The sequence below is a fragment of the Streptomyces mabaensis genome (assembly GCF_053763515.1).
Genome location: NZ_JBSOPZ010000019.1, coordinates 94672 through 113391 on the forward strand (window position 1 = coordinate 94672; position 18720 = coordinate 113391).

The 18720-nt window shown below is 72.3% G+C and carries 16 protein-coding genes, 1 tRNA gene and 1 pseudogene; 10 read left to right on the forward strand and 8 right to left on the reverse strand.

What is annotated here, in order from left to right:
• The first annotated feature begins 223 nt into the window (after positions 1–223).
• From ispD to ACWV17_RS18890, 6 genes are all read left to right on the forward strand, one after another.
• Positions 224–979 carry a 2-C-methyl-D-erythritol 4-phosphate cytidylyltransferase gene (ispD, locus tag ACWV17_RS18865; protein ID WP_455351023.1) on the forward strand — a complete coding sequence of 252 codons (756 nt, stop codon included), beginning with the start codon at positions 224–226 and terminating at the stop codon, positions 977–979.
• Positions 969–1469, forward strand: a complete 501-nt coding sequence (ispF, locus tag ACWV17_RS18870) for a 2-C-methyl-D-erythritol 2,4-cyclodiphosphate synthase (protein ID WP_455351024.1) — start codon at positions 969–971, stop codon at positions 1467–1469. Before ispD ends, ispF begins: the two co-directional genes overlap by 11 nt.
• A 145-nt stretch (positions 1470–1614) precedes the next feature.
• Positions 1615–2019, forward strand: coding sequence for a PPOX class F420-dependent oxidoreductase (locus tag ACWV17_RS18875; RefSeq protein WP_455351025.1), 405 nt, complete (start codon positions 1615–1617; stop codon positions 2017–2019).
• Between the two features lie 253 nt (positions 2020–2272).
• The gene (gene cysS, locus ACWV17_RS18880) at positions 2273–3676 is read left to right on the forward strand and encodes a cysteine--tRNA ligase (protein WP_455351026.1); all 1404 of its coding nucleotides are present in this window, start codon (positions 2273–2275) and stop codon (positions 3674–3676) included.
• Between the two features lie 84 nt (positions 3677–3760).
• Entirely contained in the window at positions 3761–4717 is a 957-nt protein-coding gene (rlmB, locus tag ACWV17_RS18885) for a 23S rRNA (guanosine(2251)-2'-O)-methyltransferase RlmB (RefSeq protein ID WP_455351027.1), read from the forward strand.
• 147 nt (positions 4718–4864) lie between these two features.
• Positions 4865–6550: a DoxX family membrane protein gene (locus ACWV17_RS18890; protein WP_455360658.1), complete on the forward strand. Its 1686-nt coding sequence runs from the start codon at positions 4865–4867 to the stop codon at positions 6548–6550.
• Between the two features lie 148 nt (positions 6551–6698).
• Here ACWV17_RS18890 and ACWV17_RS18895 read toward each other — a convergent pair whose 3' ends face one another.
• The 3 genes from ACWV17_RS18895 to ACWV17_RS18905 form a co-directional block, all read right to left on the reverse strand.
• Positions 6699–7451, reverse strand: coding sequence for a nucleotidyltransferase family protein (locus tag ACWV17_RS18895; RefSeq protein WP_455360659.1), 753 nt, complete (start codon positions 7449–7451; stop codon positions 6699–6701).
• 102 nt (positions 7452–7553) lie between these two features.
• The gene (locus tag ACWV17_RS18900) at positions 7554–7964 is read right to left on the reverse strand and encodes a hypothetical protein (protein ID WP_455351030.1); all 411 of its coding nucleotides are present in this window, start codon (positions 7962–7964) and stop codon (positions 7554–7556) included.
• A gap of 268 nt (positions 7965–8232) precedes the next feature.
• Entirely contained in the window at positions 8233–9369 is a 1137-nt protein-coding gene (locus tag ACWV17_RS18905; protein WP_455360660.1) for an ABC transporter ATP-binding protein, read from the reverse strand.
• Positions 9370–9551: 182 nt separating this feature from the next.
• Between ACWV17_RS18905 and ACWV17_RS18910 the strand changes: the two genes are divergently transcribed.
• Positions 9552–9625, forward strand: a tRNA-Thr gene (locus tag ACWV17_RS18910).
• 62 nt (positions 9626–9687) lie between these two features.
• Here ACWV17_RS18910 and ACWV17_RS18915 read toward each other — a convergent pair.
• Positions 9688–9840, reverse strand: a pseudogene (locus tag ACWV17_RS18915) (IS5/IS1182 family transposase); the annotation flags it as partial.
• A 24-nt stretch (positions 9841–9864) separates the two neighbouring features.
• On the reverse strand, positions 9865–10767 hold the full coding sequence (locus tag ACWV17_RS18920) for a DUF3626 domain-containing protein (RefSeq protein WP_455360661.1): 903 nt from the start codon (positions 10765–10767) through the stop codon (positions 9865–9867).
• Between the two features lie 338 nt (positions 10768–11105).
• Here ACWV17_RS18920 and ACWV17_RS18925 point away from each other — a divergent pair, with 338 nt between their 5' ends.
• Positions 11106–13247, forward strand: a complete 2142-nt coding sequence (locus ACWV17_RS18925; RefSeq protein ID WP_455360662.1) for a restriction endonuclease — start codon at positions 11106–11108, stop codon at positions 13245–13247.
• 97 nt (positions 13248–13344) lie between these two features.
• Here ACWV17_RS18925 and ACWV17_RS18930 read toward each other — a convergent pair whose 3' ends face one another.
• A complete protein-coding gene (locus tag ACWV17_RS18930; protein WP_455360663.1) occupies positions 13345–14736 on the reverse strand; it encodes an NAD(P)/FAD-dependent oxidoreductase in 1392 nt (463 codons plus the stop codon).
• A gap of 72 nt (positions 14737–14808) precedes the next feature.
• Here ACWV17_RS18930 and ACWV17_RS18935 point away from each other — a divergent pair, with 72 nt between their 5' ends.
• Together ACWV17_RS18935 and ACWV17_RS18940 are read left to right on the forward strand one after the other, a co-directional pair.
• On the forward strand, positions 14809–15693 hold the full coding sequence (locus ACWV17_RS18935; RefSeq protein ID WP_455360664.1) for an aminoglycoside phosphotransferase family protein: 885 nt from the start codon (positions 14809–14811) through the stop codon (positions 15691–15693).
• 81 nt (positions 15694–15774) lie between these two features.
• The gene (locus ACWV17_RS18940) at positions 15775–16245 is read left to right on the forward strand and encodes an N-acetyltransferase family protein (RefSeq protein ID WP_455351035.1); all 471 of its coding nucleotides are present in this window, start codon (positions 15775–15777) and stop codon (positions 16243–16245) included.
• A gap of 74 nt (positions 16246–16319) precedes the next feature.
• Here ACWV17_RS18940 and ACWV17_RS18945 read toward each other — a convergent pair whose 3' ends face one another.
• Both ACWV17_RS18945 and ACWV17_RS18950 read right to left on the reverse strand, forming a co-directional pair.
• Positions 16320–17351, reverse strand: a complete 1032-nt coding sequence (locus ACWV17_RS18945) for a zinc-binding dehydrogenase (protein WP_455360665.1) — start codon at positions 17349–17351, stop codon at positions 16320–16322.
• Positions 17352–17414: 63 nt separating this feature from the next.
• A complete protein-coding gene (locus tag ACWV17_RS18950; protein ID WP_455360666.1) occupies positions 17415–18593 on the reverse strand; it encodes an FAD-dependent oxidoreductase in 1179 nt (392 codons plus the stop codon).
• Positions 18594–18720 lie beyond the last annotated feature (127 nt).

Below are 18720 nucleotides of genomic sequence, written 5' to 3' on the forward strand. Positions count from 1 at the left end.
GTCCCCTGCGCGACTGTGCGGCCGCGTTCTGTACGGCCGCACATACTGAAACTCCCACGCCCCTGTCGGTGTGCCGGGCCCGGGCGCCGACCTGACCAGTCGTCACGGAAGGGGTCGGTCAAGGCGTCGCCCCCGGCTCGCTGAGGCCATACCCACGTCGGCCGCCTGCACAAACCTGGCCGCGCCAATTCCGGGGCCGGACCCCGGACTCCCGGAGCTACGGATGTCTGACGAATCGAGCCCTGCCCGCCCGTCCCGCACCGCCGCGGTGATCCCCGCCGCGGGCCGCGGTGTACGGCTCGGCCCGGGCGCCCCCAAAGCGCTGCGCGCGCTGAGCGGTACGCCCATGCTGATCCACGCCGTACGGGCGATGGCCAACTCCCGGGCCGTCTCCCTGGTCGTCGTGGTCGCCCCGCCGGACGGCGCCGGCGAGGTCAAGAACCTGCTCGACGACCACGCCCTGCCCGACCGCACCGACTTCCTGGTCGTGCCCGGCGGCGAGACCCGCCAGCAGTCGGTGCGGCTCGGCCTCGAAGCGCTGCCGGAGGACATCACCACCGTGCTGGTGCACGACGCGGCCCGCCCGCTCGTCCCCGTCGACACCGTCGACGCGGTGATCGAGGCGGTACGCGACGGCGCGCCGGCCGTCGTGCCCGCGCTGCCGCTCGCCGACACCGTCAAGGAGGTCGAGCCCAGGCCGGGCGGCGACCCCGAACCGGTCGTCGCCACCCCCGAGCGGGCCAGGCTCCGCGCCGTACAGACGCCGCAGGGCTTCGACCGGGACACGCTGGTACGCGCCCATGAGGCGATCGCGGTGGACGGCGAGGGCGCCACCGACGACGCGGGCATGGTCGAGCGGCTCGGCGTCCCCGTGGTGATCGTCCAGGGCCACGAGGAGGCCTTCAAGGTGACCCGGCCGCTGGACCTCGTCCTCGCCGAGGCCGTACTCGCACGCAGGAGGGCCAACGATGGCTTCTGATCCCGCCATGCCGCTCCTCCCGCAAGTCGGGATCGGCACGGACATCCACGCCTTCGAGGAGGGCCGTGAGCTGTGGTGCGCGGGCCTGCTCTGGGAGGGCGAGGGTCCGGGCCTCGCGGGCCACTCCGACGCCGATGTCGTCGCCCACGCGGCGTGCAACGCGCTGTTCTCCGCGGCCGGGCTCGGAGACCTCGGCGCGCACTTCGGCACCGGGCGCCCGCAGTGGTCCGGCGCGTCGGGTCTCACGCTGCTGACCGAGGCCGCCCGTATCGTCCGGGACGCCGGCTTCACGATCGGCAATGTGGCCGTCCAGGTGGTCGGCCTCCGGCCCAAGATCGGCAAGCGCCGCGAGGAGGCGCAGAAGGTCCTCTCCGAGGCGGTCGGCGCCCCGGTCGCCGTCTCCGCCGCCACCAGCGACGGCCTCGGCTTCACTGGGCGCGGCGAAGGACTGGCCGCCATCGCGACGGCGCTGGTGGTACGGACCGGCTGACGCGCCGTGCCGCGCACGCATGCCCGGTACCCTGAGGCACGCTGACGCGCGGGCCGCGAGTGAATGCCCGGCACACCGCCGCGGTTCCGGCACCATCGGGTACTCGTACAGCCGTCAACCATTCGCGTCCAGTGGAAGGCCCCCCATGGCAGCCGCACTCTCCGAACAGCTCCAGCAGGTCCTCGACACCCCCGTCTTCGTCCAGATCGCCACCATCCAGCCGGACGGCAGCCCGCAGGTGTCGCCCGTCTGGGCGAAGCGTGACGGCGACGACGTCCTGATCTCGACGACGGTCGGGCGCCGCAAGGAGAAGAACCTGCGCAGGGACCCGCGGGTGACCGTGGTGGTGCAGCCGTCCGACTCCCCGTACACGTACGCCGAGATCCGGGGCACCGCCACCCTCACCACCGAGGGCGGCCAGGAGCTGATCGACGAGCTCTCGCTCAAGTACACGGGCAAGCACTACGCCGACTTCAACCCCGCGTCCAAGGACGACGACCCGCGCGTGGTCGTCCGGGTCACCCCCCGCAAGATCGTCGGCTCCCTGTAGGCCCTGTCCGGGCGACCATGCTGGGCTCCCGTCGCCTGGCACGCACATCTGCCGCGTTGGTCGAATTCGCCCATAGCTCCGCTATGGGCGAACCCGGCCGCCTTGCAGCTGCACGCACCAGACGCCGCTCGCTGATCCAGCCTGATCGCCCGGACAGGACCTCGCACACGCCGCGCACCGCTTCGGCAACAAAGTCGCCCCGCGGCCCGAAAGGGTCCCGGGGCACTGCCGTGGGCCCACTACCCTTGTTGCCGTGACCATTCGCCTGTACGACACCAGCGCCCGGCAGATCCGTGACTTCACCCCGCTCACGCCGGGCTGCGTCTCGATCTACCTCTGTGGCGCGACCGTGCAGGCCGCACCGCACATCGGGCACATCCGGTCGGGGCTCAACTTCGACATCATGCGCCGCTGGTTCGAGTACCGCGGCTACGACGTGACGTTCGTCCGCAACGTGACGGACATCGACGACAAGATCATCACCAAGTCGGCCGACCAGGACCGCCCCTGGTGGTCCATCGGGTACGAGAACGAGCGCGCCTTCAACTCCGGTTACGACGCCCTCGGCTGCCTCCCGCCCACCTACGAACCGCGCGCCACCGGCCACATCACCGAGATGGTCGAGATGATGCGCGGCCTCATCGAGCGCGGCCACGCCTACGAGGCCGACGGCAACGTCTACTTCGACGTGCGGTCCTTCCCCGGCTACCTCGAACTCTCCAACCAGGACCTGGACGATCTGCGCCAGCCGTCCGGCGAGGGCGAGACCGGCAAGCGCGACCCCCGCGACTTCGCCATGTGGAAGGCCGCCAAGCCCGGCGAGCCGAGCTGGGAGACCCCGTGGGGCCGCGGCCGGCCCGGCTGGCACCTGGAATGCTCGGCCATGGCCCACAAGTACCTCGGTGAGGCCTTCGACATCCACGGCGGCGGGATCGACCTGATCTTCCCGCACCACGAGAACGAGATCGCCCAGGCCAAGGCCTTTGGCGACGCCTTCGCCGCGTACTGGGTGCACAACCACTGGGTCACCATGAGCGGCGAGAAGATGAGCAAGTCGCTCGGCAACTCGGTGCTCGTCGCCGAGATGATCAAGAACTGGCGGCCCATCGTCCTGCGCTACTACCTCGGTACTCCGCACTACCGCTCCACCATCGAGTACAGCGAAGAAGCCCTGCGCGAGGCCGAGTCCGCCTTCGCCCGCATCGAGGGCTTCATCCAGCGCGTCGTCGAGAAGGCCGGGGGCGTGGTCGACCCCGCGCCCGAGGTCCCGCCGGCGTTCGCCGACGCGATGGACGACGACCTGGGCGTGCCGCAGGCGCTCGCGATCGTCCACACCACCGTGCGCCAGGGCAACTCCGCGCTCGCCGCCGACGACAAGGAGGCGGCCGTCGCCCGGCTGGCCGAGGTACGTGCCATGCTCGCGGTCCTCGGTCTGGACCCGCTCGACGACCACTGGTCGGGCGGCCCGTCCGACCGCGGCGCGGACCTCCACGGCGTCGTCGACTCGCTCGTACGGCTGGTGCTCGACCAGCGGCAGGCCGCGCGGGACCGCAAGGACTGGGGCACGGCGGACGCGATCCGCGACCAGCTGCAGCAGTCGGGGCTGGTCATCGAGGACAGCCCGACCGGGCCGCGCTGGACGCTCGGGCCCCGCTGAGGGCCGCTGGATTGTGCCGCTCGGGCCTCCGGGCGGCACACTCGTAATACGTACGTACTTCTGAAGCAACGAAACAGGTAGGTCATGGCCGGGAACAGCCAGCGCAGGAACCGCCGCACGTCCAACAAGAAGGGCATGCAGGTCGGCAGCGGCGGTAACCGGCGTCGTGCCCTCGAAGGCAAGGGCCCGACCCCGCCCGCCTCCGCCCGCAAGGGGCACGTCAAGAACCGCGTCGCCAACGCCAAGGCCAAGCAGGCCGCCGCCCGCCGTCCCGCGCCGCGGCGCGGTGGCGCCAAGGGCACGTCCGAGATGGTCGTCGGCCGCAACCCCGTCTTCGAGGCGCTGCGCGACGGTGTGCCGGCGACGACGCTCTACGTCCAGCAGTTCATCGACAACGACGAGCGGGTGCGCGAGGCGCTCGCACTCGCGACGGCACGCGGCAACATCAACCTGATGGAGGCGCCGCGGCCCGAGCTCGACCGGATGACGAACGGGCTGAACCACCAGGGGCTGGTGCTCCAGGTCCCGCCGTACGAGTACGCGCACCCCGAGGACCTGGCCGCCGGTGCCTTCGACGACGGCGAGGACCCGCTGATCGTCGCCCTCGACGGGGTCACCGACCCGCGCAACCTGGGTGCGGTCGTCCGCTCCGTCTCCGCGTTCGGCGGGCACGGGGTCGTCGTGCCCGAGCGCCGTGCGGCCGGCATGACGGCGGGCGCGTGGAAGACGTCCGCGGGCACGGCGGCGCGTACGCCGGTGGCGCGGGCGACGAACCTCACGCGGGCCCTGGAGGGCTACCAGAAGGCCGGCATCACGGTGGTCGGCCTCTCCGCGGACGGCGAGCACGAGGTCGGTGACCTGGCGGAGCTCGGCGGGCCGGTCGTGATCGTCGTCGGCAGCGAGGGCAAGGGTCTGTCGCGCCTGGTCGGGGAGACCTGCGACTTCCTGGTGCGGATCCCGATGCCGGGCGGGGCGGAGTCCCTGAACGCGGGCGTGGCGGCGGGTGTGGTCCTCTACGAGGCGTCGCGCCGACGCGGCTGACGTCTGCGCGGCTGACGAACCCGCGGCTGGCGTCTGCGCGGCTGACGTCTCCGCCCGGGCCCGGGCGGGGCCATGGTGGCCCGGTTTGTCGGGTCTCGGACAGATCTCGTCGTCAAGCAGTGTCCTAAACACCCGTCACTCGGTTAGATGAGTGTGGACACCAGAACACCCCGGTTCGACGACCAGCCCGCGCTGAGCATGGTCAAGGTGCCGTGCGATCCCGCACAGGTCATCGTCAACCACGCCAGCTTCCGCGTGCAGCTCGCCACCGGCCCGAACCCGCGCCTCGCGCCGCGGGTCGCGGCGGCCGGGGCCGACACGTCCAGGGTCCCCGCCATGACCGGCGCCGCGGCGCGGCGCCGGGCGCCCGTCGTGTGGAGCGGCAAGTCCGCCCCGGGCGACCCGGGGGCGACCGGGCTGCTGCAAGCGGTACGGGACGCCGGCCGGGGCGGCTTCGACGGCGGCGCCACCCAGGTCCTCCCGCGGATCGAACTCGACGAGGACACCCGCCCGACGCCGACGGTCGTCGGGCCGCGCAGTCACGACTCGGGGACGCGGCTGCTGCCCCGGGTGCCCGCGGGCGGCGGCGGGTACGACGAAGCTCCGTACCCGGGCGGCGAGTTGGGCCCGTACGAGACCGGCGCGTATGAGACCGGTGGGTACCAGACCGGCCCGTACGACGCAGGCGCGTACGAGACCGGTGTGTACGACGCCGGCGCCTACGACGTCGATGCACACGGCGGCGGTACGTACGAGAGCGGCGTCCGCCGGCAGGGCGCCGACCCGGTCCGGCACGCGTACTACCCCGGCCGGCGGATGAACCTCGGCGTCGTGCTGCTCCCGCTGCGCGTCTTCCTCGGCTTCATCTCGATCTACGCCGGCATGGGCAAGCTGTGCGACCCCGTCTACTTCGACGGCGGCGAACGCGGCTCCATGGTCAAGTGGCTCCAGTCGCTGCACCCTTGGGCGCTCGCGGAGCCGCTGCGCGACTTCGCCCTGTCCCACCCCGTCGGCGCGGGTCTGACGGTCGCGTTCCTCCAGGTCGTGGTCGGCGTGCTGACCGTGCTCGGTCTCTGGCAGCGGTTCGCGGCCTGCTTCGGGGCGGTGCTCTCGGCCGCGCTGCTGATGACGGTGACGTGGAAGACCGTCCCGGCGTACGACGCGCCCGACATCATCTACCTGGCCGCCTGGAGCCCGCTGATCATCGCGGGCGCGCCCGTCTACTCGGTCGACGGACGGCTCGCGAGCGAGGCATGGCGCCGGCTCGGTCCGCGGGCCGAGCTGTGGGAACTGCGGCGCCGGGTGCTGCGCCGCGGTGCGGTCATGGCGGCGTTCGTCGTCGGGCTGACGCTGCTCGTCGGTTCCGTACTGGGCGGGGCAGTGCGCTCGGCGACCGTGGTCACCGTGCCCGGTCCCGGCGACGCGCCGAGCAACCACCTGCCGGGTTCCCCGCTGCCGCAGAAGTCCAAGGACAAGGACCGCTCTTCGAAGGAGCCCCGCAAGTCCGCCTCGCCGTCGGCGGAGCGCTCGGCCGGCCCGACGGCCGACCGGCCGACGCCGGAGGAAGTCCGGGAGACCGGCAGCGCGGGCGCGGAACAGCAGCCCACCGAGACCCAGGGAACCGGCCGGGAGGAGCCCCGCGAGTCGGCCCCCGAGCAGCAGCAGCCCCCGGCCGGCTCGTCCGGCCCGTCGTCCTCGGGCGGCGGCACCAACGGCGGCGGCGGTGGCGGGAACGGCGGCGGTGGCAACGGTGGCTCCGGCGGCGGGAACGGTGGCTCCGGCGGCGGATCGGGCGAGGAGCCCGGCCGTCTGGTCGGCGGCCTGCTCGGCTGACTGACCCGTACGACCCCTGACCCGTACGACCGCTACGACGCACCGTCGAACGGCCCGGCGCGAGGAATGCGCGCCGGGCCGTTCGACGTCGTGGACGGGCGTGGTGCCATGCGTACGGGACCGCTGAGGTACGTACGGCCGCTCACGCTCAGGAACGCGTGTGCAGTGCCAGCTCCTTCGCCGCCTCCGTCAGGTCCTTCGCCGTGTCGATGGCCCGCCAGTACGCGCCCTGCGGCAGCGGGAAACCCGCCAGCCGGCGCTCGCGCGCCAGGTGCGGGAACGTGGTGCGCTCGTGGTCGCCGCGGTCGGGCAGCAGCGAGGTGAACTCGGGGGAGAAGACGTACACGCCCGCGTTGATCAGATACGGCGAGGGGGGCGACTCGATGAAGTCCAGCACATGGCCGAACTCGTTGGTCTCCACCGCGCCCCACGGGATCCGCGGGCGCGCCAGCGCGAGCGTGGCGACGGCGGCGCGCTCCTGGTGGAAGGCGGCCATCTCGCGGAGCGAGAAGCGCGTCCAGATGTCGCCGTTGGTGGCGTACCAGGGGCGGTCGGGGTGCGGGAGATGCGCGGCGGCGTACTTGAGGCCGCCGCCGCGGCCCAGCGGCTCCTTCTCGACCACCGTGGTGACGCGGAGCGGCAGCTCGGTCTCCTCCAGCCAGTCCTGGAGGACTTCGGCGAGATGGCCGCAGGAGACCACGGCGTCCGTCACACCCTCGGACGCCAGCCAGGCAAGCTGATGGCCGATGATCGGCACCCCGGTCCCGGGGATCTCGACCATCGGCTTCGGCCGGTCGTCGGTGTACGGGCGCAGGCGCGAGCCCTGGCCACCGGCCAGGACCACGGCCTGGGTGGGCGCTGCTGCGGTCAGGGGCGCGCCCGGGGATGAGTCTGCCGTCATGCGCGCAGCCTATGCGGCGCGCATGACGGACAGGTAAGCGGCGGGGACGCGGTGCGTGGCCCGCAGGGCGACGGCCGGCGCGGGCGTCGGTCCAGAGGGCTGTCAGCCGGCGTGGGCGACGCCCGACGCGAAGGAGGTGTCGCAGACGGGGCGGGAGAAGGACTGGGCGCGGGCGGGACCGTAGTGGCTGACGGCGGCACGGCCGAGCGCGCGGGCGATCGACATGCAGTGCTTGGCGAGCGACGGCCGGCGGTCGACCTCCAGCTGGAGATGCGTCAGAGCGATTCCGGGATCCTTCGCCTGGAGCTCGGTGATCAGCTGGTCGCGCAGCACGTCCTGCGGAGCGCGGGACTTGGCGCGTACGGAGACGGTCTCGGCGGATGCGGTGAGAATCCGCGACTGGGAGTTGTCCGCCCAGGGGACCATGGTGACCGCGAGCGTCCCGGAGAGGACCAGGACGACGGGCAGGACCAGGGCGAGAGTTCGGCCGATACGGCGGGCTGTGTGGGTCACGCAGGCGAGCGTAGCGGTCGGTGATGATTTGGCGACATTTAGTCACTCGGTCGGGGGATGGTTCGACGCGGCTTTTCGAATCGCGTGTTGACGCACGGAGTTCGAAATGGCCGGTATGCCGGGGTATTTGTCGACAGTGCGGCGACAGTGCGGCGGCGGGTGCGGGCGGAGGGCCGTGGCCCCGCACCGCCGCGGGAGGCGGAAGTACGGGGCCACGTAGGCAAGATGCGCGCGCCGGCCGGGCCGGAGCCGCGACGATGCCGCGGCGTCAGTCGCTGAGGCGCTCGCCGGTGGAGGTGGAGAAGACGTGGGTCTCGCCCGGCCGCGGGACGACGTGCAGCACGGCGCCCTTCTCAGGCACCTGGCGGCCGTTGACCCGGACCACGAGGTCCTGCTGCTCACCGCCGACCTCGGCGGTGCCGTAGACGTAACCGTCGGCGCCGAGCTCCTCGACGACGTTCACGGTCACGGCCAGGCCGGCCGGGGCGTCCTCGGTGCTCTTGGAGAGCGACTGCGCGGCGCCGCCGTTCAGCTCCACCACCTCGAAGTGCTCGGGCCGGACACCCACCGTCACCGTGCGGTCACCCTTGTCGGCCGCGGCGGCCAGTGCCTCACGGTTGACCGGGACCACGCTGTTGCCGAACTTCACGCCGCCGTCGGTGATCGGGACCTCGACCAGGTTCATGGCCGGGGAGCCGATGAAGCCGGCCACGAAGAGGTTCGCCGGGCGGTCGTACATGTTGCGCGGCGAGTCGACCTGCTGGAGCAGCCCGTCCTTGAGCACGGCCACGCGGTCGCCCATGGTCATGGCCTCGACCTGGTCGTGGGTGACGTACACCGTGGTGATGCCGAGGCGGCGCTGCAGCGAGGCGATCTGCGTACGGGTCGAGACGCGGAGCTTGGCGTCGAGGTTCGACAGCGGCTCGTCCATGAGGAACACCTGCGGTTCACGTACGATCGCGCGGCCCATCGCCACGCGCTGGCGCTGACCGCCGGAGAGCGCCTTGGGCTTGCGGCCCAGGTACTCGGTGAGGTCGAGGATCTTCGCCGCGTCCTCGACCTTCTGCCGGATCTCGGCCTTGTTGACGCCGGCGATCTTGAGCGCGAAGCCCATGTTGTCGGCGACGGTCATGTGCGGGTAGAGCGCGTAGTTCTGGAACACCATGGCGATGTCCCGGTCCTTGGGCGGCAGGTGGGTGACGTCGCGGTCACCGATCCGGATGGATCCGCCGTTGACGTCCTCGAGGCCCGCGAGCATGCGCAGGGAGGTGGACTTGCCGCAGCCGGAGGGGCCGACGAGTACGAGGAACTCGCCGTCCGCGACATCGAGCTCGAGCTGGTCGACGGCGGGCTTGTCGCCACCCGGGTAGATCCGGGTCGCCTTGTCGAACGAGACAGTGGCCATGGTGATGTGTCCCTTCACCGGCAGGAACGTGCCGGACGATCCGAGTAAAGGAAGGAATGGGGTCTAGTCCACCTGGGTGAACTCCGAGTGACCGTACCCCGCCGCGCCCGATCTGTCAGCAGCCGGAAGCCGGGCATATTCCAGAACCGTCCGGCCCGAGGGCTGGGTACACTTCTCGGGCTGCCTCCTTAGCTCAGCTGGCCAGAGCAACGCACTTGTAATGCGTAGGTCGTCGGTTCGAATCCGACAGGGGGCTCGGGAAGAGGCCAGGTCAGACCCCGTCTGACCTGGCTTTTCTCTTGCCCTGGGGCGATCGTCTCAGTTGGTCGATCTCCGGTAGCAGATGAGGGTGGCGCTGATGCCGACGAATGCCAGGAGGTGCTCGGCCTTGCGTTCGTAGCGGCGATGTAGCCTGCGGCAGCCGGCCAGCCTCGCTACCGTTCGCTCAACCGTCCAGCGGTGGCGTCCCAGCCGTGCCGCTCCGGGACCAGCCGCTCAACGTAGGCCATCGAGTACGGCCCCCTCCACCCGTGCCGGGCTCACCGATTCGTCAGCGGCTTTCCCAGGCGCCCCGAAACGCGCCAGGTAGTGCCATACCTTCTTGACCGCCTGGGGGGCATAGCGGCTGTCACGTGCCGCATCTCCGACGCTGCGAGGATCGAGTACGCCGCCGACGGCGATCTGCGTGCCCAAGTCCACGTACTCCTGACCGCGGTAGTCGGGGTGAAGGCGGAGTTCCTCGACCCCGAGACGGAAACCCGGATGCCACTCCACGGGGCAGCCAAGACGCAGTGCCGCGGCCTCGACAGCTGTGCCTTGGTAGCACGGGTCCAAGACCAGGGCCTCCACATGGCGGTTCAGTCGGACCGGTCCATGCACCTGGGCCTCGATGTAGTCGTCAAGGTCGTCTTGGCTGTCGGCCAGGGCAAGCTCGATCAGCCCCATGCGGGCGGCGACACCGAAATCCGAGGGTTCAAGGAAGCTGTCCGGGTAGCAGAACGTGGTCCGCGCCACCGTCTGGGCAGTCAGCCGGAAGTGAGCGGAGCCGAACCGCGGCGCCCCGCCGACCGGCTTACGGCGGAAGTTCAACGCCCCGTAGACGGGCCGCTCATGAGCAGGCGCTTCGTCGTACGCTCCGTTGAAGATCCGGCTTTCCCAGCGCCACCGGTCTCCGCCGGGATGCGCGGTCAGTCCACCGTTGCTGGTCCCCGTGACGAACTGTGAGCGGTAGACGCCGTCCTCAGCCAGAGCGTCCAGGATCGGCTTGCCGTGTAGCAAACGGTCGGGGTGGAAGTTGAGGGTCACCCGCAGCGGCGGGTCCACCGGAGGGCCCGACGCCAGTGCTGCGACATGACGAAGGGCCCGTTCCTGCGGTGCCTGGGAGGCTTCGGAGCTCATCCGCGCAGTGTCCACCAAGCCGATCAACCGGCGCGCATGGATTCCGTCGCGGCGGCTCGCGCCACTGATCGCCAATCAAGACGATCTCCAAGCCTGTCGTCTTGCCCGCTGCCAGGCCCGCGCGGTCGTCGTAGTGCTGCGGGCTCGCGCAGTGCAGAGGGGTTCTCCGGCACTCCTGGGTGGTGGTGGGCCGACCTGGAGTGCGTAAACCTGCGCCGGCGGTCCCCCCGAAACATGCGTCCCGGGTCACTCCGATCCGGGACACTTGCCTTTCCGCATGTGTGGGGCATGTGAAGAGGCGCGGGGTCAGCGGCCCCGGGGGTTGGGGAGGCCGTCGGATGAATCGTCGCTCGAGCGGACTGATCGGAGCCTGGGCGGAGGCGCAGCGCCAGCAGCAGCGGCAGCAGGAAGCGCAGCACCGGGCCTGGGTCCAGGGGCAGCGGGAGCAGGAGCGGCAGCAGCGCGCGTACGAGCGGGACATGGCGCGCATGCACCGGGAGCAGCAGGCCGCCTACCGGCAGCGGCGGGAGGCGGACGCGCGACAGCGCACGGAGGAGCTCGACGCCAGGGTCGCCGTGCTGACGGGGCTGCTGGCCGCGGGCTGCGGGGCGCCGGCGTTCCGGACGGCCGCGCTGACGCGGGCGGAGCAGATAGAACCCTTCGCCCCCGGGCAGCTCGCTCACCCGGTACCGATGCCGGACGCGAACCGGTACCAGGCTCAGGGCGGCTGGACCGCGAGCCGGCGGGCGCAGGCGCAGCAGGAGGCGCAGGCGCGGTACCAGCAGGACTGGCAGGCCGCGCAGGCGGCGGAGGCCCGCCGCGTGCAGCAGCTCGAGGCGTACCGGCGGCAGTACGACGAATGGGCGGGCGCGCAGCGCGCGGAGATCCGGCGGCACAACGCCGGCATCGCGGGGATGGTCACCGCGCTGCGCAACGGGGAGCCGGAGACGGTGGTGGAGTACTTCTCGGCAGCGCTGTACGCGTCCACCGCCTGGCCGGAGGGGCTGCCGCGGCAGGTGACCGCGGCTTTCGACCCGGCGGCCCGGCAACTGGTGCTGAACTGGGAGTTGCCCGCCTACGACGTGGTGCCCGAGTCGAAGGCGGTGAAGTACATGGTCGGCACCGACCAGCACAAGGAGGTGGCCCGGCCGGCGGCGCAGCGCAGGGCGCTGTACCGGGACGTACTCGCGCAGTGTGTGCTGCTCGCGCTGCGGGACCTCTTCGCCGCGGACGAGTTCGGGACGCTGGACTCGGTCGCCCTGAACGGGTTCGTCGACGACGTCGATCCGGCCACCGGGCGCCGGGCGCAGATCGTGCTGAGCACGGTGATGGTTACCCGGGTCGACTTCGGCGCCCTGAACCTGGCACAGGTCAGCGCGGTGGACTGCCTGGTCGAGGGGGTGCGCGGGCAGTTGTCCGGGCGGCCGGACCAGCGGGTCGCGGTGCGGCCCGGCCGGGTGCCGGAGGAGGTCGGAGCAGGGGTGGTCTCGCACGGCGGCGGCGCGGAGCCGGATCTGCTGGAGATGGACCCGGTGGACTTCGAGGGGCTCGTCGCCGAGTTGTTCCGGGCGCGGGGCATGCAGGCGGTGACGACGCAGCGTTCCAACGACGGCGGGGTGGATGTGGAGGCACTCGATCCGGACCCCATCAGCGGCGGGAAGATCATTGTGCAGGTCAAGCGCTACCGGAACACGGTTCCGCCGAGCGCGGTCCGCGACCTGTACGGCACGGTCCAGGGCGCGGGGGCCAACAAGGGCGTTCTGGTGACCACTTCGGGTTTCGGCCCCGGCTCCTACACGTTCGCCAACGGCAAGCCGCTGACGCTGGTGTCCGGTGGTGAGCTGGTCGATCTGCTGAGCCGGTACGGGCTGCGCGGACGGCTCGGTGCGGGCGGAGGTGCGGGCCCGTTGCCCGCGCAGCGGGGTACGGCCGCGGGTGGGGCTGGTGCGGCCGGTGCGGCTGTCGCCGGCGACGGGGTGCCCGATGCGGTCGACGACGACTACAACGTGCTCGGCATGTCGTGGTCCGGCGGGGTGGCGCTGGATGTGTGCGCCCTGGTCTGCCGGGGGAGCCGGGTGCTGAGCGACGAGCACTTCGTCTTCTTCAACAATCCGCGCACCCCGGACGGGTCGGTGCGCGCGGTGCACGGCGGAGCCGGGGACAAGGCGGCGATCCGCGTCTCGTTCGACAACCTGCCGGCACGGGCCGATCGCCTCGTCCTCGTCGCGGCGGTCGATCCCGAGGTCAATCCGGACGCCGACCTGGCCGGGTTCACCGAGGCGGGGATCCGGCTGCGTGACGCGGTCGGGAACGAGCTGGACCGGCTGGACGTCTCCGACGGCCGGGCCGGCGAAACGGCTCTGGTCCTTGGGTCGTTCCGGCGTCGGGCGAACGGCGACTGGGAGTTCGTCATCGGCGGCAAGGGCTACCCGGGGGGCCTGGAGGCGCTCGTGCAGGAGCATGGGATCGAGGTCGCGTAGCGCGGCGGTGGGTGTCCGCGCGGGACAGGGCGTCGCCCACCCGCCGGGCGTCGCCCACGCGCCGGGCGCCGCCCACCCGCCGGGCGGGCCGGGCCGGTCAGTGGCGGCCGGAGAGGCGGTCCGCCGTGCGGGCGATCGGATCCGTGGCGGTGCTGCGGGCGGCCGCCTCGCGGCGGTCCGCGGCGCGGTAGGCCGCGTACATGCCGTGGACGCCGATCCAGCGCAGCGGTTCCGGTTCCCAGCGGCGGACCTTGTGGTTCACCCACGGCAGGGCGGTGAGGTCCGTGGGGCCGGCCTGGCCCGAGTCCTGCTGGACCAGGTCCCGCAGGGTGCGGGCGGCGAGGTTGGCGGTGGCGACACCGCTGCCCACGTAACCGCCCGCCCAGCCCAGGCCGGTGGACCGGTCCAGGGTGACGGTCGCGCACCAGTCGCGCGGGACGCCGAGGACGCCGGACCAGGCGTGGTCGATGCGGGCCCCCGCGGTGGTGGGGAAGAAGCGGACCAGGATCTCGCGGAGCGCCTCGACGGTGGCCGCCTGGGTGCGGCCGTCGTTGTCGGTCCGGGAACCGAAGCGGTACGGGATGCCCCGGCCCCCCAGGGCGATGCGGTCGTCGGCGGTGCGCTGGGCGTACATGTACGCGTGGGCCATGTCGCCGAGGGTCTCGCGACCGTCCCAGCCGATGGTGTCCCAGATGTGCTGCGGGAGCGGCTCTGTCGCGATCATGGAGGAGTTCATCGGGAGCCAGGTGCGGTGCTGGCCCTTGAGGTTCGCCGTGAAGCCCTCGGTGCAGCGCAGGATGTAGGGGGCGCGGACCGTGCCGTACGGGGTGACGGCGTGCTTGGGCTTGATCTCGGTGACCGGCGTCGACTCGTGGATGGTCACGCCGAGGGCCTCGACGGCGTCGGCCAGGCCCTTGACGAGCTTGACCGGGTGCAGCCGGGCGCCGTGCGGGGTCCAGGAGGAGCCGACGGCTCCGGTGACCCGGACGCGCTCGGCCGTCTCGCGGGCGCCCATCAGGACGCGTTCCTTCTCGCCGAAGGCGATCTCCACCGAGTGGAAGGCCTTCAGCCGGGTCAACTGGGCGGGTGTGTAGGCGACTTCGAGTACACCGCCCTGATGGATGTCCGCCTCGATGTTCTCCTCGCCGGCCACGGTCACGACCTCGGTGACGGTGTCGTTCATGGCGCGCTGGAGGCGTACGGCGGCCTCGTGGCCGTGCAGCTTGGCGTACCGGTCGCGGCCCGCGATGCCGTTGTAGAGCCAGCCGCCGTTGCGGCCGGAGGCGCCGTAGCCGCAGAACTTCTGCTCCAGGACGGTGATCCGCAGGAACGGAACGGCCTTCTTCAGGTAGTACGCGGTCCACAGGCCGGTGTAGCCGCCGCCGACGATGCAGACGTCCGCGGTGGCGTCGCCGGGCAGGGGCTCGCGGGGGGCGGGGATGCCGTCCTGCGCGTACCAGAAGGAGATGCCGCCGTTGATCGTGCTCATGGGGGTGTTGGTACACCTGTGGCGATGCCTCTGTCCAGGTGGGTGCCGAGGGGCAGGGCCTAGGATCGGTATGTGATCGACATTCCGGAGGAGTTGGCGACGGGTCAGGTCAGGTACAACGGCGAGGCGGGCCGCGCCTTCATCGCCGCGCTGCCGGGCCGCGCGGCGGAGTTCCTGGAGCGGTGGTCGCTGCGCCGCACCGGCCCCTCGATGTACGGTGCCGCCTCGCTCGTCCTTCCCGTCGAGCGGGCGGACGGCACGGCCGCGGCACTCAAGATGCAGCTGCTGGACGAGGAGAGCGAGGGCGAGCCGGTCGCGCTGCGCGTCTGGGACGGCGACGGCGTCGTACAGCTGCTGGAGCACGACGCGGACACCGGCACCCTGCTCCTGGAGAGGTTGGACGAGACGCGGCATCTGTCGTCGGTCGACGACGACCGGGAGGCGGTGCGGATCCTCGCGGAGCTGCTGGCCCGGCTGACGGCCGTACCGGCGCCGCCGGGCCTGCGCCGGCTCGGCGACATCGCCGCGGCCATGCTCGACGACGTACCGCAGGCGCTGGCCGCCCTCGCGGACGCGGAGGAGCGGCGGCTGCTCGCGGACTGCGCGGCCGCGGTACGGGAGGTGGCGGGCGAGCCGGGCGACCGGCTGCTCCACTGGGACCTGCACTTCGACAACGTCCTGGCCGGCGCGCGCGAGCCCTGGCTGGCCATCGATCCCAAGCCGCTCGCCGGTGATCCGGGGTTCGATCTGATGCCCGCGCTGTGGAACCGCTTCGACGTGTCGGCGGTGCGGTGGCGGTTTGACCTGATGACGGAGGTGCTGGGCCTGGACCGGGAGCGGGCGCGGGCCTGGACGCTCGGCCGGGTGCTGCAGGACAGCCTGTGGGACCTGGAGGACGGCGAGGAGGAGCTGCCGGAGGAGCAGGCCGAGGTGGCGCGGGTGCTGCTCGGGCGGTGACGGAGGCACGGCCGCGGGGCGGTTTGCTCGCCCACCGGAATGCTTTGGCCACGGGACGGTACGGCCGCCTACCCTGCCCCCATGATTCGTACCGCCACGCCCGAAGACGTCCCCGCCATCCACCGCATGGTCCGCGAGCTCGCCGACTACGAGAAGGCCCTGCACGAGGCCAGGGCGACCGAGGCCCAGCTGCACGAAGCGCTCTTTGGCGAGCGCCCGGCCGCCTTCGCGCACATCGCCGAGACGGACGAGGGCGAGACGGCCGGCTTCGCGCTGTGGTTCCTGAATTTCTCGACCTGGCGCGGGGTGCACGGCATCTACCTGGAGGACCTGTACGTACGCCCGGAGAAGCGCGGCGGCGGCCACGGCAAGGCGCTGCTGACGGAGCTGGCGCGGATCTGCGTGGAGCGGGGGTACGAACGCCTCGAGTGGTCGGTCCTGGACTGGAACGAGCCGTCGATCAACTTCTACCGCTCGCTGGGTGCCGCACCGCAGGACGAGTGGACGGTGTACCGGCTGACGGACGAGGCGCTGGCGAAGCTGGGCTCCTGACGCGCCTCGCCCTGCCGACCGCCCCGCCGCGCCGACCGCCCCCCTGCCGACCGCCCCGCCCGATGCCGGTCGGCTCAGGGGACCAGGACGACCTTGCCGATCGTGCCCCGCGTCTCCAGGGCGCGGTGGGCCGCTGCCGCCTCCGCCAGGGGGAAGCGGTGGACCGCGGGGGTCAGGCGGCCCGCCGCCGCCTCGGCCAGTGAACGGTCCTCCAGAACCCGGACCGGGTTGTCGCCGCCCGCCTTCCGCATCATCACCGGGCCGAGCACGCTCTCCGAGATGATGCCGCGCTCGGCCAGCTCGTCCTCCGTGAAGGTCAGCGGGCCGCCGTCGTGCAGGCCCTCGCCGGACCAGCCGAAGACGAGGTGCTTGCCGCCGCGCCCCAGCAGGTCGACGGCCGCGCGGGCGGTCGCGCCGCCCACCGAGTCGAAGACGATGGTGGCGGTGGCGGTCCCCCCGGACGGCGTCCGGGGGAGGTCGCCGAGGAAGGCGCGGACCCGCTCCGCCCAGTCGGACCGCTTGTAGTCGACGGCCAGGTCGGCGCCGTTCTCCCGCACCCTGGCCACCTTCTCCGGGCCGCCCGCCAGGCCGATGACGGTCGCGCCGGCGTTCTTCGCGTACTGGACGAGCAGCGTGCCGATGCCGCCGGCAGCGGCCGGGACGATCGCGACGGAGTCCGGGCCCAGGTCCGCGAACAGCAGGATGCCCATCGTCGTACGGCCGGTGCCGATCATCGCGACCGCCTGGGCCTCGTCGAGACCCGCCGGGATCTCGTGCAGCCTCGCGGCATCGGTGACGGCCAGCTCGGCGTAGCCGCCGGGCAGCATGCCGAGGTGGGCCACGACGCGCTTGCCCAGCCAGGCCGGGTCGGTGCCCTCGCCGAGCGACTCGACCGTGCCCGCCACCTCGCGGCCGGGGATGGTGGGCAGTTCCGGCGGCTCGGGGAACGGGCCCGGCATCCCCTCCCGCAGCGCGGTGTCCAGCAGGTGCACCCCGGCCGCCGTCACGGCGATCCGTACCTGGCCCGGGCCGGGCACCGGGTCCTCGGTCTTCTCGTACGTGAGGTTCTCGGCGGGACCGAAGGCGTGGAGGCGGATCGCGTGCATGGCTGGCTCCTCAAGTCGTCTGCCGTCACGGCTCGTTCGCCGTCTGATCGCCAGCCAACTACCTCAAGTGCGCTTGAGGTCAAGGGCCCGGGCGCGCCCGCCCACCCCCTTCAGCGCGAGCGTGACCGCCTCGATGGCGCTGGTGAACGACACCTCGCTGAGCACGCCGGGCGCCGCGACCTGGTCGCCCGCCAGGAACACCCCGTCACCGCGGTCGACGGCCGGCCGGTCGCGCCAGGTGGTGCCGGGGCGGTCCACCGCGCCCGTACGCCCCGCCGCGACGGCCTCCCGCCGCCAGGTGGTCCGGTCGCGCCAGCCGGGGAACCCGAGGTCGAGCAGGCGCTCGGCCCGCGCGATCCCGTCGGCCTTCGACTCGCCCGGTGCGAGGGGGATCTGACCCTGGATCAGCTGCTGGCCGGCCGGGGCGAGGCTGGGGTCCTGGGCGGTGAAGCGCTCGATCCAGCCGGGCGCGTCCAGGTCGGAGATCGCGAACAGGTCGCCCCGGCGGGTGCGCACCGCCACGTCGATCAGCGCCGTACGGCCGCTCTCCCAGACCAGGGTGGAGTCGCCGAGCAGCCGCCGCGCCGAGTCCAGCGAGGTGGCGACGATCACCGGCCCCTCGGCGGTGGGCAGTTCGTCGATCCGTACGCTCGTCTCGATCCGCACACCCAGGTTCCAGGCGCGCGCCGCCATCCGGTCGATGACCGACGCCCAGCCGCCGCGCGGATAGTGCGCCTCCGGCGGCAGCTTGGTGGTGCGGCGCAGCCGCTCCTGTACGAAGGCCGCGGACAGCGCGCCGGGGTCGTGGTGGAACAGTGCGACGCCGGCGAAGTTCGCGGCCGCGCGGGCGCCCGCCGCGCCCACCTCCTCGGTGGCCCAGCCCAGGAAGTCGCGGTCCACCGGCGCCTGCCGGGCGGGGCGGCGCAGCAGCCGCAGCATCGCCAGTGGCGGTATCCGGCGCAGGGCGCCGTCGCGGTGCAGCCGCAGCCGGGCCGCTTCGAGCGGCGGGACCGCCGCGACCGGGCCGATCAGGTCGCGTTGCCGCAGCCAGGTCCAGTGCGGACCGCCGTTGTAGAGGGCGTGCGGCCCGTCGTTGGTCCGGTACGGGCCTTCGGCGGTCCTGGCCCGGCCGCCGAGGGTGTGGTGGGACTCGTACAGGGTCACTCCGAGGCCGGCTTCGGCGGCACTGATGGCCGCGGTGAGCCCGGCGAAGCCGCCCCCGATCACGCTGATGCGCTGCATGGTCCTGGTCTCCTGCCCGTCGTGGACGCTGTCACCAGTGGTGACGAACAGGGCCGGCCGGGATGTGACATCGGTACCTCGTCGCGGCCGGGAGTGCGAATACATCCTCACTGTCAGACCCCTGGTC

Coding starts and splice junctions, on each gene's coding strand:
- ispD (WP_455351023.1), top strand. CDS start 224: ATGTCTGACGAATCGAGCCCTGCCCGCCCGTCCCGCACCGCCGCGGTG.
- ispF (WP_455351024.1), top strand. CDS start 969: ATGGCTTCTGATCCCGCCATGCCGCTCCTCCCGCAAGTCGGGATCGGC.
- ACWV17_RS18875 (WP_455351025.1), top strand. CDS start 1,615: ATGGCAGCCGCACTCTCCGAACAGCTCCAGCAGGTCCTCGACACCCCC.
- rlmB (WP_455351027.1), top strand. CDS start 3,761: ATGGCCGGGAACAGCCAGCGCAGGAACCGCCGCACGTCCAACAAGAAG.
- ACWV17_RS18890 (WP_455360658.1), top strand. CDS start 4,865: ATGAGTGTGGACACCAGAACACCCCGGTTCGACGACCAGCCCGCGCTG.
- ACWV17_RS18895 (WP_455360659.1), bottom strand. CDS start 7,451: ATGACGGCAGACTCATCCCCGGGCGCGCCCCTGACCGCAGCAGCGCCC.
- ACWV17_RS18905 (WP_455360660.1), bottom strand. CDS start 9,369: ATGGCCACTGTCTCGTTCGACAAGGCGACCCGGATCTACCCGGGTGGC.
- ACWV17_RS18920 (WP_455360661.1), bottom strand. CDS start 10,767: ATGAGCTCCGAAGCCTCCCAGGCACCGCAGGAACGGGCCCTTCGTCAT.
- ACWV17_RS18925 (WP_455360662.1), top strand. CDS start 11,106: ATGAATCGTCGCTCGAGCGGACTGATCGGAGCCTGGGCGGAGGCGCAG.
- ACWV17_RS18930 (WP_455360663.1), bottom strand. CDS start 14,736: ATGAGCACGATCAACGGCGGCATCTCCTTCTGGTACGCGCAGGACGGC.
- ACWV17_RS18940 (WP_455351035.1), top strand. CDS start 15,775: ATGATTCGTACCGCCACGCCCGAAGACGTCCCCGCCATCCACCGCATG.
- ACWV17_RS18945 (WP_455360665.1), bottom strand. CDS start 17,351: ATGCACGCGATCCGCCTCCACGCCTTCGGTCCCGCCGAGAACCTCACG.
- ACWV17_RS18950 (WP_455360666.1), bottom strand. CDS start 18,593: ATGCAGCGCATCAGCGTGATCGGGGGCGGCTTCGCCGGGCTCACCGCG.